The sequence below is a fragment of the Roseburia sp. AF15-21 genome, assembly GCF_003479505.1.
Lineage (GTDB): Bacteria > Bacillota > Clostridia > Lachnospirales > Lachnospiraceae > Roseburia_C > Roseburia_C amylophila.
This window is the reverse complement of the sequence record NZ_QUHG01000003.1, coordinates 12,282-26,603: the sequence shown is the minus strand read 5'-3', so window position 1 is coordinate 26,603 and position 14,322 is coordinate 12,282. Positions and strand designations below refer to the sequence as shown.

The following is a 14,322-nucleotide window of genomic DNA, read 5'->3' as shown; positions in this document are numbered from 1 at the left end:
CCTCCAAAATATTTATCATCGTTCTATTATAGTGCTTTTTCGTACATGCCGCAAGATTTTTATGCAGTTAAGCATCCTTTTTTATGGTTTTTTCTACCAGAATCGTCTGCACATCCAACACAAACTGGCGGATATAGTCGATACTGCTGCCTGATACTGTCCGGCTGTTGGTTCCCCGGTTCAGCACAAAATACGGTCCTTTCTGATCCGGTATAAATTTCAACGCATGATCATATTTTGACAGAAGTTCCGGTATTTTTGCCGGATTCACCGCAGCTTTTTCATACATGACAAAGCGCACTGTATTGCCACGCTCTACCACTTCCTTCATATACGCCTGATGCGCCAGCACTTTTATCAATGCAATGGAAAGAAGGTTTGTTACTGATTTTGGCGGGTCTCCAAAACGGTCTGTCAGCTCATCAAGCATCTCATCACTTTCCGAATCATTTTCAATGGCTGCAATTCGTTTATAAATATCCAGCTTCTGTGTCTCGTTTGGAATATAGGACGGTGGGATAAATGCATCCATTTCCACATCTACTGTTGTATCGAAGCTTTCTTCCACTCCGATTCCCTTCTCCTGTTTGACAGCCTCATTGAGCATCTTGCAGTAAAGGTCATAACCGACTGCCTCCATGTGTCCGCTCTGCTGGGCACCCAGCAGGTTTCCGGCTCCACGGATTTCCAAATCCCGCATGGCAATCTTAAAGCCGCTTCCTAAGTCTGTATATTCCTTGATTGCAGCCAGACGTTTCTCTGCGATTTCTTTTAACATCTTATCCCGGCGGTACATTAAGAACGCATATGCCGTCCGGTTGGAACGCCCTACTCTTCCGCGAAGCTGATAGAGCTGTGACAGTCCCATATTATCCGCATCATGAATAATCATGGTATTTACATTGGAAATATCAAGCCCCGTCTCGATAATCGTTGTGGATACCAGCACATCAATCTCTCCGTTGATAAACTGATACATAATATCCTCAAGTTCCCGTTCCTTCATCTGTCCGTGGGCAAATGCCACATTGGCATCCGGCACCAGTTCTGAAATTTTCGCAGCCATTTCTGCAATCTGATTTACCCGGTTAAATACATAATAAACCTGTCCGTCTCTTGCTAATTCCCGGCAGATTGCCTCCCGCACCATTTCTTCATTATATTCCATGACATAAGTCTGGATTGCCACACGATCCATCGGCGGCTCCTCTAAAACACTCATATCACGGATTCCGATAAGGCTCATATGCAATGTCCTTGGAATTGGTGTTGCCGTTAAAGTCAGCACATCCACATCCTTTTTCATCTGCTTGATTTTCTCTTTATGAGCCACACCAAAACGCTGCTCCTCATCGATAATGAGAAGTCCCAAATCCTTAAATTTCACATCCTCAGAAAGCACTCTGTGGGTTCCGATAATAATATCCACCATGCCTTTTTTCAAATCTTCGATGGTTTTCTTCTGCTCTTTTGGGCTGCGGAAACGGCAAAGCAAATCTACTCTTACCGGGAAATCTTTCATCCGCTGGGCAAAGGTATTATAGTGCTGCTGCGCCAGGATTGTGGTCGGTACTAAATAAACTACCTGTTTTCCCTCCTGCACCGCCTTAAAGGCAGCACGGATTGCCACCTCCGTCTTGCCATATCCTACGTCTCCGCAAATCAGACGATCCATAATCTTGGTGCTTTCCATGTCATTTTTGGTTGCTTCAATGGCAAGTTCCTGATCTTCTGTCTCCTCAAATGGAAACATCTCTTCAAATTCCTTCTGCCATACAGTATCCGGACCATAGACATAGCCTTCTTTGTTCTGCCGGATAGCATAGAGTTCCACCAGTTCGTGGGCAATTTCTTTTACCGCACCACGCACTCTGGTTTTTGTCTTATCCCAGTCCGGGCTGCCCAGCCGGTTTAGTTTTGGTTTCTTGGCATCGGAACCGGCATATTTCTGAATCAGTTCCAGCTGGGTTGCAAGAATATAAAGATTGCCTCCCTTGGCATATTCAATCTTGATATAATCCTTGACTTTTTTATCGACTTCGATTTTCTCGATTCCACGATAAATGCCAAGGCCGTGATTTTCATGTACCACATAATCACCTACATGAAGGTCACGAAAGCTCTGTATCTTTTCTCCATCATAGAGGCGGTGTTTCTTCCGTTTCTTCTTTTCCTGCCCGAATATATCACTTTCTGTGATAACCGCAAATTTAATCAGCGGGTATTCGTATCCACGTTTTACTTTTCCATAGGCAGTTAAGATTTCTCCCGGCTGCAATTCCCGTTCAAAATCTTTGGCATAATAACAGCTTACCTCTTCTTCCTGTAAATCCTTCGCCAGATGCTCTGCCCTTGTCTTAGATGCGGATAATACAACGACCCGGTATCCGTTTTTCTTATAATTCTTTAAATCCTTCACCAGCGTTGCAAAGCTGTTATTATAGGAATTCACACCCTGCACCTGAATATGGTAACGGTTCGTAATGTCTAACTCCCGCACCTTCATATCCAGTGCTGCCAGTGCAAGTCCGTGGAAACTCTGCATCTTCGCAGTAATTTCCTTTCCGGTAAAGAGCGTTTCTGCCTGTCCCGGCAGGATATAACCCTTCTCCAAGCGCTGCTTCATGCTCTCTTCAAATTCCTGCTCTGTCACTCTGCCCTTTTCCATCAGCCGGGCAGGTTCATCCAGGACTAAAAGAGTCTCGTCTTTGCCAAAATAATCCAAAAGGCTTACCGCCTCCGGGAAGAAATATGCAAGGCTGCTGTCCAAATTAGCTGCACCACCTAATTCTTCTATCTCTTCTTCCAAAGCAGCCGCCGTCTGTTTGATGCGATGGCCTTCTTCATTTTTCATCTGGTCGCGGAACTTCTTTTCTGCTTTTACCGCTTCCTGTCGAATTTTCTTCAAGCCCGCCTGCTTCCGTTCTTCCGTCAGCACCAGTTCCGTTGCAGGATACAACGTAATTTCTTCCAAATTCTCTATGGAACGCTGGCTCTCAGCCTCAAAGCTTCGCAGGGAATCAATGGTATCTCCCCACATTTCAATACGCAGCGGATTTTCTTCCGTCAGAGGATATATATCAAGGATTCCTCCACGCACCGCAAATTCTCCCGGCATTTCCACCTGATAATTGCGCACATACCCCATCTGCAAAAGCCGCTTTGTCTCTGCCTCAAAGTCTAATTCGTCTTCCACCTTATAAGTACGCACCGCTTCTTTAAAGGCTTCAAGTCCTGCCATCCGGTTCATCAGTCCGTCAAAAGTCAATACCACTGTAACCGGCTTCTTTTCGGATAAACGTTTTAACAGGGCAATCCGCTCTCCGGTAAGCTGATTACTTCTGATATCCGACTGATAAAATAAAATATCCTTCGCCGGGAAATAGAGAGTCTCCCTGTCGAAAAAACGATAATCTTCTAAGATTTCCCTTGCTTTTTGTTCGTTAAAAGTAACGATGATTTTATTTCTAAAACCATCGTTCGCCGCAAATACCATATGTGCCTTCTGCGCATCCATGCATCCGGATATCTGAACGATACCCGGACTGCTCTTTAGCTGCTTTAAGGCATTTTGCAATTCTTCCAGTTCCGAAAGGGGCTGCAAAAATACATTCATAATGTTCTTCCTTTAATTATAGTCATTCATTGCCTGTTCGATTTTTCCATCGACAATCAGTTCTACCGCAGATACCGCATCTAAAAATGCTTCCTCTGCCAGTTTCCGGTCTGCCTTATCCATATGGCCAAGGACATGGTCTGCCAAATCCCAGCCCTGTGGTTTCTCACCGACACCTACCTTAATCCTAGCAAACTGCTCTGTTCCCACCTGCGCAATAATATTTTTAATTCCATTGTGTCCGCCGGCACTGCCTTTTTTACGAATCCGTATTCTTCCCGGTGCCAGGCTGATATCATCAAAAATCACTAACAGTTCACTGGCCGGATCCACTTTATAGAAATTTACTGCTTCAGCGATGCTTTCTCCGCTTAAGTTCATAAAAGTCTGTGGCTTCACCAGAACAACTTTTTCACTTCCGATCATTCCTTTGCCGCAGATTGCTTTATACTTTTTTTCGTCCATCCTTATATTATATTTTTCTGCCAGTACATCCATGACATCAAAGCCAACATTATGTCTGGTATGTTCATATTTCTTTCCAGGATTTCCAAGTCCCGCTATAATGTACATTCTTTCTTCCTTCTTCTGATGATTTCTGCAGCTGATTCTAACTGCTTCTGGTCATTTACTCCATTGATGTCTTCCGGGCTTTCCAGTGCAAATGCATCTACACGAAGTCCTTTATCCTTTAATATCGTAAGCGTATCCGGCAGATAATATTCACCCTGTGCATTATTCGGCTGAATCTTATCCAATGCCTGTGATAATTCCCAGGTATTAAACACATACATTCCGGAATTAATCTCATGGGATTTCAACTCTTCCTCGTTTGCATCCTTATGTTCTACGCTCTTTATAAATTCTCCTGATTCATTGCGGATAATTCTTCCGTATCCGGTCGGGTCATCTATCGTTGCTGACAATACGGTTACTGCATTTTTATGCTGGATATGATGCTCCAAAAGCTGCTTTAAGGTTGCAGATGTAATCAGTGGCGCATCTCCAAAAAGAATCAGTGTATGTCCATCTTTTCCCAGAAAATCCTTGGCACATTTTACCGCATGACCAGTTCCAAGCTGCTGCTCCTGCAGTACAAATGTTACATCATCTTTATGTGAAATGGTATTCTCTACCTCTTCATGCTTATAGCCTACCACCAGACAGATATCCTCCGCTCCTGCTCCTTCTGCCGCTTCAATTACATAATCTACCAGACACTTTCCGTCTATTGTATGCACTACTTTCGGAAGGTCTGACTGCATTCTGGTTCCCTTTCCAGCTGCCAATATTACCGCTTTTAATGCTTCCATATTTTTATCCTCTTTATTCCTCTCCGGCTTTCTGCCGAAAATACTGTTACATTTTAGTATACTTCTTTCTCAGAAATTTGTCATCCTTTTTTCCAAAATATGAAATAGATGACAATGTAAATCTGCCGTGGGGCAAATGGAAAAGCGAAAAAGACTATAAGGAGCACTAAGAATTTTGAAAAAATTTTTATCAGTTCTGACAACCGGCGCAAATCAACATCCATGTTGCTTGCTCCTCGCCGGCACTTCCCTGTGCCGGCGTTGTCTGTTTTCGCCCGAAATTCCAAGTGCTCCTAACAGGCTTTTTCATGCTTTCTCATTTGCCCCACGGCATATTTATACTTCATTCTATCAATTGTTCAAAAAAAGAAGTGTGAAAAACAGGCTGCCACATTTCTGTGACAGCCTGCTCGTCTTCCTTATTCTATGTACGTGTTACGCCTCCTCAGCTGCGATTTCACTTTCGTACTTTTCTAAAATAATCTGCTGTATCTTATTTCTGGTATCTGAGTTAATTGGATGTGCAATGTCTCTGTATTCCCCATCAGCAGCCTTGCGGCTTGGCATTGCAATGAAGAGTCCCTTCTCTCCGTCAATCACCTTGATATCATGTACAACAAATTCTTCATCTATGGTAATAGATACCACAGCTTTCATTTTACCTTCTTTTTCAACTTTACGTATTCTTACATCTGTAATCTGCATTATGTTACCCCCTTCACGCCTTTCTCTTAAGTCTTCTGCCTACAGTGCATATCTGTCATTGCGCTCAAGTACAACCTTTACTCCGTCGTCACCGCAATAATACGTGTTGGCTTTCAGCGTTCCACGGCTTTCCACGATACAGTTTTCAATATGCGTATTATCTCCAATGTATACGTCATTGAGAATAATGGAATTCTTGATTACACAATTCTTTCCTACAAACACATTTTTAAACAATACAGAATTTTCTATTTTACTGTTGATGATACATCCACTGGAAATCAGGCTGTTCTTCACATCAGAACCTGCATTGTATTTTGCTGGTGGATAATCATCTACTTTCGAATAGATATGCGGTGTCTCACGGAAGAAGTAATTTCTCACATCCGGTTTCAGGAAATCCATATTTGTATTGTAATATGAATCTACTGTTGCAATATTGCTCCAGTAATCTTCCATTTTATATCCATAAATTCGTTTCATATTCTTATAACGAATCAGAATATCTGTAACGAAATCCCATCTGTCTTCCTGACCGCTCCGCTCTAACATTTCAATCAGCTGTCTTCTGCGGATGATATAAATACCGGTAGAAATTGTATTAGAGCTGGATACCATAGGTTTCTCTTCAAACTCTGTGATTCTGGATTCTTCATTCATGCGGATTACACCAAAGCGGCTGATATCTGCGCCTTCCGGCATATCCTTGCACACAACAGTTATATCAGCTTTCTTCTCAATATGGTAATCCAATACCTTATTGTAATCCAGCTTGTATACACAATCACCACCTGTAATAATTACATATGGCTCATGACGTTTTTTCAAGAAATCAATGTTCTGGTACATTGCATCTGCAGTTCCTCTGTACCACCAGCTGTTGTCAGCGGTTACAGTAGGAGTGAAGGTATAAAGACCTCCCTGTTTTCTTCCAAAATCCCACCATTTGGATGAGCTTAAATGTTCATTTAAAGAACGTGCATTATACTGAGTCAGCACTGCAACGGTCTGAACATGTGAGTTGCTCATATTACTCAATGCAAAATCAATGCATCGGTAACTTCCACCGATTGGCATTGCTGCAATTGCACGCTTGCTGGAAAGTTCCTGCATACGATGATTGTTTCCACCTGCTAAAATTAATCCTAATGCCTTCATATTCTGTCACCTTCCTTAATAATAGCTCCACCGCCTGCTAACATTCCATCTGGATAATCTGACGGTTCCGTTACTCCGGAAATCGCTGTATTTTTTCCAATTGAAACTCCGTCTGGTATTACAGAATCTTCTCCGATAGTAACCAGATCAGATGCATATACTTTTTCATTCAATGTGCTTGGTGCATACTCGCCTACGCCTAAGTGGCAGTTTGCTCCAACAATGGTCTTATCTGCAATAATGGATTTCTCCACCACAGTATTCTCTCCAATCACACATTCTTTCATGATAATGGAATTGTGTACCACCGCACCCTTTTCAATCCGGACTCCTGCACCAATTACAGAATTCTGCACTTCTCCATAAATTTCAGCACCTTCTCCGATAATGCTGGTATCAACCTTTGACTCTGCTGCAAGATACTGCGGAGCTACATTATCGCTCTTGGTATAAATCTTCCAGTATTCTTCATAAAGGTTAAATTCCGGAATCAGATCAATCAATTCCATATTTGCTTCCCAATAGGAGGAAAGTGTTCCAACATCCTTCCAGTAACCATTGAATTCATAAGCAAATAAACGCTTTCCATTCTCATGGCAGTATGGAATAATATGCTTTCCGAAGTCACAATTACTCTGATCCTTCATAGCAATTAAACTGTCACGCAATACTTTCCAGTTGAATATGTATATTCCCATGGATGCGAGGTTACTTCTCGGATGTTCCGGTTTTTCCTCGAACTCTTTAATTTTTTTATTTTCGTCTGTTATAACCACACCAAAACGGCTTGCTTCTTCTATTGGAACAGGCATTGCTGCAATTGTTACGTCTGCATTATTTTCCTTATGGAAATCAAGCATTACTTCATAATCCATCTTATAAATATGGTCGCCTGATAAAATCAGCACATAATCCGGATTATAAGTCTCCATATATTTCAGGTTCTGGTAAATCGCATTTGCTGTACCAGTATACCATTCACTGTTATCACTTCTCTCATATGGTGGAAGAACCGTTACTCCTCCGTTATTACGGTCTAAGTCCCACGGAATTCCAATTCCAATATGTCTGTTTAATCTCAATGGCTGATACTGTGTCAGCACTCCGACGGTATCAATACCTGAGTTGATGCAGTTGCTCAATGGAAAGTCGATAATACGATACTTTCCTCCAAATGCGACTGCAGGCTTCGCTACACCGGAAGTTAATACTCCAAGACGGCTTCCTTGTCCGCCCGCCAAAAGCATGGCTATCATTTCTTTCTTAATCACGTCATTCACCTCTCGTCATAAAATCAGGTCATTTTGGTATAACAAAAGTATAACACACTGCCCATATGTTGTACAGCATTTTGTATAATTATTTTATCTTTTTTCGCAAATTTTAGTCATTTTAGACAATTTTCAAACATTTCTTGTCATTTTTACAAAATCACCTCCATTATTTTGCATTCTTTTTTCCTGACAGACAAAATAGATTTGCAAATTCCCTGCATATGGTTATAATATTAGGAAGAAATCTTTTCTCAAGAAACGAAATTATAAGTCAGGCAGGTAAAGAATTATGTATTCATTAAATTTTGAAGAACCTATTCATGTACATTTTATCGGTATTGGCGGTATCAGTATGAGTGGTCTTGCAGAAATCTTGCTGGAAGAAGGTTTTACCATTTCCGGTTCTGATGCAAAGCAGTCTGCGCTTACCGACAGCCTTGCAAAAAAAGGCGCAGCCATTTACATTGGCCAGAAAGCATCTAACTTATCCATCCGTCCTGCACTGGTTGTCTATACTGCTGCCATCCGCGAGGACAATGAGGAATTTAAAGCAGCCGTAGATGCCGGTATTCCAATGCTTTCCCGTGCAGAACTGCTTGGACAGATTATGGATAACTATGAGAAATCCATTGCAGTTGCCGGTACCCATGGAAAAACCACTACCACATCCATGATTTCACAGATTCTTCTTGTTGCAAAGGCTGACCCTACAATCAGTGTTGGTGGTATCTTAGAAGCAATCGGTGGAAATATCCGCGTAGGTGGTTCAGAAGTATTCATTACCGAGGCCTGCGAATATACCAACAGTTTCCTGCATTTTCATCCGAAATACAGTATCATCACCAGTGTGGAAGCTGAGCATCTCGACTTCTTCAAAGATATCGATGATATCCGCCGTTCTTTCCATGAATTTGCCGGAAATACTGCACATGATGGTGTATTAATCATCAACGGCCAGATTGCAGCTTTAGATCAGATTACCAACAATTTGTCCTGTAGCGTCACTACTTATGGTTTATGCGAAAACGATGACTTTTATGCTAAAAATATTACTTATAATGACCATGCCTGCGGCACATATACTCTGATGCACAAAACCGAAGACTTAGGAACCGTTTCCTTAAGCGTTCCAGGCAAGCATAATGTCTCCAATTCACTGGCTGCCATTGCACTTTGCTTAAATCTCGGTCTTCCTTTGGATGTTATCAAAAAGGGACTGCTTCAGTTTGGCGGCACCAAACGTCGTTTTGAATACAAAGGAACAAAGAACGGTATCACCGTTATCGATGATTATGCACATCATCCGACCGAAGTAGCTGCTACATTAACCGCAGCCCGGAATTATCCACACGGACGGATTATCTGCGTTTTCCAGCCACACACCTATTCCAGAACCAAGGCATTCTTAAGTGATTTTGCCCGGGTGCTTTCCATGGCAGATATTGTAGTCCTTGCAGACATCTATGCAGCCAGAGAGAAAAATACGATCGGAATTTCTTCCAAAGACCTTTTGGCAGAGCTTCAGAAAAACGGTCAGGAAAGTTATTACTTCCCGTCTTTTGATGAGATTGAAAAATTTTTATCGGAAAAATGCATAAACAATGATTTGTTGATAACTATGGGGGCCGGAGACGTGTATCTTATAGGAGAACACCTGCTTCAGCAGTAGTTATCCACATTATCCACATCGTAATTCACATTTTTGTGAATTATGGATGTGGATTTTTTTGTTTACATAATGTATTTTTGAAAATCGCCATTCTATCTGCATTAACCGCCAAACTGCTCCCATTTCAGTTACCATAATGCACTTTCAAAAGAAAGTTATCCACATTATTCACAATTCTGTGCAAATGTGGAAACCCTTGATTTTACTGGATTTTTGGTTAAAATAAGACTTCTCAATTTTAGATTCATATGCTATAATGTGGTCGGTGAAAGAGGGAGTTCTTATGACAGACATAACATTACATACGAAAAGCAAATCCACGGTTACCTGCGTATCCAATACCTTTATTGATGAGTATATGGCAGATGCCAATGGAGAATTTGTAAAAATTTATTTATATTTACTCCGCTGCATCAACGCAGCTGAGAATTTTTCCATTTCTAAGATGGCTGATAAATTTGACCATACAGAAAAGGATATTAAACGTGCCTTAAAATACTGGGAGAAGAAACACTTACTCCAGTTAGAATATAATTCCGGCGAACAGCTTACCGGCATCTGCCTGTGTGAGCCTGTTTCTGCGGTTACGCAGGATTCTGAACATGTGGAAAATCCTACGGAGGCATCTTCTGTAGATATCCGTCCATCCTATACGAAAGACCAGATTCTGTCTTTCCAGAATGATGAGGCTTCCAGCGATTTATTATTCATTATTGAACGCTATATCGGACATCCTTTGTCCATCAAAGATTATGAAACCATTCTTTACTGGTCAGATGAATTGAAATTCTCCACAGACCTGATTGAATATCTGGTAGAATCCTGTGTGGACAACGGCCATAAGAGCATCCGCTATATGGACAAGATTGCCCTTTCCTGGTCTGCTTCTTCTATCCGTACTGCGGAAGATGCCAGACGTTCTTCCAGTGCCTATAAGCAGACACATTATGGTGTCATGAAGGCATTTGGAATCAGCGGCAGAAAACTGGCTGAATACGAACTTGAACTGGTAGATAAATGGACCAGCCAGTTTGGATTTACACTGGATATCATTTCCGAGGCATGCAAACGGACACTGCAGGCGACAAATCAGCCAAGCTTCCAGTATGCCGATACCATCTTAGAGAACTGGCATAAATGCAATATCCACCATTTAGAGGATATTGCTATATTAGACACTGCTTACAAAAAAAGCAAGGCATCTTCTTCCCGCAATGTCACCGTAAACAAGACTGCCGCCAACCGGTTTAACAATTTTTCACAGCGTACCTATAATTTTGAACAGCTTGAAAAACAGCTCTTAAATAATTAAGACACTTTTTTCAGGAATACTAAAGGAGCATTTCATGTCTCTTAATAATTCACAATACGATACTTTAATCCGGCAATATAATGCCAGACAGTTTCACAATCAGCATCTTCTGGATGAACGCATTCAGGAAGTCTACGGAAAATGTCCGCGCCTTACAGAAATAGACAACGAGATTTCTTCCATCTCAGTAGCAAGTGCAAAACAGCTTTTATCTGATGATGGAGCAGAAGATTCCTCTGTTCTCTCTTCATTAAAAGAACAGCTTGCTGCTCTTCGCAGGGAGAAACAGAATCTGATTGCTTCTCTGGGTTATCCGGCTGATTATCTGGAACCGGTTTACACCTGTAAGGACTGTAAGGATACCGGTTATATTGGGAATGAACGCTGTCATTGTTTTGTACAGGCTGCCATTGATTTAGTCTATACGCAGTCTAATGTAAAAGATATTTTAGCCAAAGAGAATTTTTCGAATTTCTCTTATGCATACTATTCCAAAGAGCAGATAAATCCCACAACCGGATTATCTGCTTATGATACTGCAAAAAAAGCTGTTGCAGACTGTAAGTCCTTTATTGAGCATTTCGATACCTCTTTTGAAAATCTCTTTTTCTATGGAGCAACCGGTGTCGGTAAGACTTTTCTTTCAAACTGCGTTGCCAAAGAGCTTTTAGATAAAGGACATTCCGTTATTTATTTTACAGCCTTCCAATTATTTGATATATTTGAAAAGGACACTTTCCAGAAGGACGCTGCAGCTTCTGCTGCCGGACAGAATATCTTCGACTGTGATCTTTTAATCATTGATGACCTTGGAACCGAGCTTGCCAACTCCTTTACGGCATCCCGGCTTTTCCTGTGTCTGAACGAACGTATGCTGCGTCAGAAATCAACATTGATTTCTACGAATTTAAGTATCGACCAGCTTGCTGATGTATATTCCGAGCGTATCTGCTCCCGCATCTTCAGCAGCTATACGATGATCAAGCTTTTTGGGGACGATATCCGTCTTAAGAAAAAGCTGCATTAATTACGCATTCAATTAGATGCTATATCTATTGAACTATATAAGATAAATTATTTCTATGGAGGAACCTATTCATGTCAAACAGTGAAAGAAACTTAGAAACCCTTCCTACTGGTTCTCTTGGAATTATTCCATTACAGAGCTGCCAGGAATTAGGAGAAAAAGTTGACAAATACCTTGTCAAATGGAGAGACGAAAGACAGCATCAGCACCAGAATGATGCAGCTTTTATGGGCTACAAACGTGATTCTTATATCATTGAAGCAGTTACCCCTCGTTTTGGTTCAGGCGAGGCAAAGGGAATGATCAAAGAAACTGTTCGTGGTTATGACCTTTATCTTATGGTTGATGTCACCAACTACAGCCTTACTTATTCTCTGTGCGGTCAGACAAACCATATGTCCCCAGACGATCATTATCAGGATTTAAAGAGAATTATTGCTGCAATTGGCGGCAAGGCAAGAAGAATTACTGTTATCATCCCATTCCTTTATGAAAGCCGCCAGCATAGAAGAAGCACCAGGGAATCTTTAGACTGTGCACTGGCTTTACAGGAACTGGTTGCCATGGGCGTTGACAACATTATTACATTTGATGCACATGACCCTCGTGTCCAGAATGCAATTCCTTTAAAGGGTGGTTTTGAAACTGTTCAGCCTGCATACCAGTTTATCAAAGGTATCTGCAAAAACGTTCCTGACTTACAGATTGATTCTGACCACATGATGATTATCAGCCCGGATGAGGGTGGTACCGGACGTGCAATTTATCTTTCCAGTGTACTTGGTCTGGATATGGGTATGTTCTACAAACGTCGTGATTACAGCAGAATTGTTGACGGACGTAACCCTATTGTCGCACATGAATTTTTAGGTTCTTCCGTAGAAGGAAAAGATGTTCTGATTATCGATGATATGATTTCTTCCGGAGAAAGCATGATTGACGTTGCAACCGAACTAAAGAAGAGAAAAGCAAACAGAATCTTTGTCGTTGCAACCTTCGGACTTTTCACCAATGGTCTGGAAAAATTCGATAAAGCTGTAGAAGATGGAACTATCTACCGTGTAGTTACCACCAACCTGACTTATCAGACTCCGGAGCTTTTAAGCCGTCCATATTATATCAACTGTGACATGAGCAAATATATTGCTTATATTATTGATACATTGAATCATGATGCTTCTATCAGCGAGCTCTTAGATCCAAACGAGCGTATCCAGAAGCTTATAAAGAAATATAAAGCTAATCAGAAAAAGAAATAAATAACAACAGCAAAAATGGCTTCGGAATTCCGAAGCCATTTTAATATCATGGGCAAAATAAAACTAGAATAAGTTAACCTTGCCTGCATATGTATCGTTTATAACATAGTATGCTGCATATTCTTCCGGTTTTAAATAAACCTTTAAAGACTTGATGCTGGATGCTCTGTGTCCGTCTGCTGTGAAAGCTTCTTTTGCTCTCTCAATCACGTTTGCAACAACATCTTCATTACCATCAAACTGAACAAATACTTCCGGTACAAGTTCTTTCTTCTCTACCTTAGTAGTTTTCTTAGCCGCTGCTTTCTTGGTTGCTTTCTTTGCGGTAGTCTTTGCTGCTGCTTTTACAGTTGTCTCTGCTTTCTTTGCTGTCTCCTCTGCCTTCTTAACTGTCTCTTCCGCTTTCTTTACTACGGTTTCTGCTTTCTTCGCTACAACTTCTTTTGCTTCTGCCTTAACCTCTTCTGCCTTAACTACTGCCTTTGTCTCTGTAGCTTTTACTGCTGCCTTTACTTCGGCTGCTTTTTCAACTGGTCTCTTCTGCATTATAATTCCCTCCCTGAAAATTAATCACACACTAAAAACTTCTCCATTGCTAATAGGGCTTCTTCTTCATCATTTCCCTCTGCAACAATGTTAACCGTCATTCCTTTGGACGGATTAAATGCCATAATTCCCATGATGCTCTTGGCATTAATTTTACGGTTATCACTTTCCAGAGTAATATTGCTGTCAAACTGGCAGGCAACCTGAACCAACTCTGCAATTGGATTATCGTGTTTTTTTGAAACGTTTGAAACTGTAACTTCTTTTCTACTCATGTTATCTTCCTCGCTTCTAAGTAGTACAATTAGTACAAAAGTTAATATATCCTACACTAACAGATTTTGCAATAGACTTTGTGAAAATACAGCACTAATACCGAAACTGCCAAAAAACTTCGGCTTTTTTTAGGCAATTTTATACGTTTTTTGCGTCTTTTTCACGCC

Annotated in this window: 12 protein-coding genes; 4 read left to right on the top strand and 8 right to left on the bottom strand. The window is 41.2% G+C overall.

Features of this window, described 5'->3' with window-relative positions:
- Positions 1-67: 67 nt before the first annotated feature.
- From mfd to DWW33_RS05390, 6 genes are all read right to left on the bottom strand, one after another.
- Positions 68-3,616, bottom strand: a complete 3,549-nt coding sequence (mfd, locus tag DWW33_RS05415) for a transcription-repair coupling factor (RefSeq protein ID WP_118639013.1) — start codon at positions 3,614-3,616, stop codon at positions 68-70.
- A gap of 12 nt (positions 3,617-3,628) precedes the next feature.
- Complete coding sequence (gene pth, locus DWW33_RS05410) at positions 3,629-4,189, bottom strand: aminoacyl-tRNA hydrolase (protein ID WP_117698657.1); 561 nt, start codon at positions 4,187-4,189, stop codon at positions 3,629-3,631.
- Complete coding sequence (locus DWW33_RS05405) at positions 4,177-4,929, bottom strand: sugar phosphate nucleotidyltransferase (protein ID WP_022243623.1); 753 nt, start codon at positions 4,927-4,929, stop codon at positions 4,177-4,179. The genes pth and DWW33_RS05405 overlap by 13 nt, the downstream gene beginning before the upstream one ends.
- A gap of 435 nt (positions 4,930-5,364) precedes the next feature.
- Positions 5,365-5,634, bottom strand: coding sequence for a septation regulator SpoVG (gene spoVG, locus DWW33_RS05400; RefSeq protein ID WP_117698655.1), 270 nt, complete (start codon positions 5,632-5,634; stop codon positions 5,365-5,367).
- 39 nt (positions 5,635-5,673) lie between these two features.
- Entirely contained in the window at positions 5,674-6,792 is a 1,119-nt protein-coding gene (gene glgD, locus DWW33_RS05395) for a glucose-1-phosphate adenylyltransferase subunit GlgD (RefSeq protein WP_117698654.1), read from the bottom strand.
- Positions 6,789-8,063 (bottom strand): glucose-1-phosphate adenylyltransferase, encoded by a 1,275-nt coding sequence (locus DWW33_RS05390; protein ID WP_022243626.1) that lies wholly within the window; start codon positions 8,061-8,063, stop codon positions 6,789-6,791. Before DWW33_RS05390 ends, glgD begins: the two co-directional genes overlap by 4 nt.
- Before the next feature lie 292 nt (positions 8,064-8,355).
- Here DWW33_RS05390 and murC point away from each other — a divergent pair, with 292 nt between their 5' ends.
- The 4 genes from murC to DWW33_RS05370 all read left to right on the top strand — a co-directional run bounded on the left by murC (position 8,356) and on the right by DWW33_RS05370 (position 13,333).
- Positions 8,356-9,735, top strand: a complete 1,380-nt coding sequence (gene murC, locus DWW33_RS05385; protein WP_117841362.1) for a UDP-N-acetylmuramate--L-alanine ligase — start codon at positions 8,356-8,358, stop codon at positions 9,733-9,735.
- A 283-nt stretch (positions 9,736-10,018) separates the two neighbouring features.
- On the top strand, positions 10,019-11,047 hold the full coding sequence (locus DWW33_RS05380; protein WP_118541926.1) for a DnaD domain protein: 1,029 nt from the start codon (positions 10,019-10,021) through the stop codon (positions 11,045-11,047).
- Positions 11,048-11,081: 34 nt separating this feature from the next.
- Positions 11,082-12,074 carry an ATP-binding protein gene (locus DWW33_RS05375; RefSeq protein WP_117841363.1) on the top strand — a complete coding sequence of 331 codons (993 nt, stop codon included), beginning with the start codon at positions 11,082-11,084 and terminating at the stop codon, positions 12,072-12,074.
- A gap of 71 nt (positions 12,075-12,145) precedes the next feature.
- Complete coding sequence (locus tag DWW33_RS05370) at positions 12,146-13,333, top strand: ribose-phosphate pyrophosphokinase (protein WP_022243630.1); 1,188 nt, start codon at positions 12,146-12,148, stop codon at positions 13,331-13,333.
- Between the two features lie 63 nt (positions 13,334-13,396).
- On the opposite strand, the gene DWW33_RS05365 is transcribed toward DWW33_RS05370, so the two are convergent.
- Positions 13,397-13,879, bottom strand: coding sequence for a DUF6465 family protein (locus DWW33_RS05365; RefSeq protein WP_117698652.1), 483 nt, complete (start codon positions 13,877-13,879; stop codon positions 13,397-13,399).
- A gap of 20 nt (positions 13,880-13,899) precedes the next feature.
- Entirely contained in the window at positions 13,900-14,154 is a 255-nt protein-coding gene (locus tag DWW33_RS05360; protein WP_117698651.1) for an HPr family phosphocarrier protein, read from the bottom strand.
- Positions 14,155-14,322 lie beyond the last annotated feature (168 nt).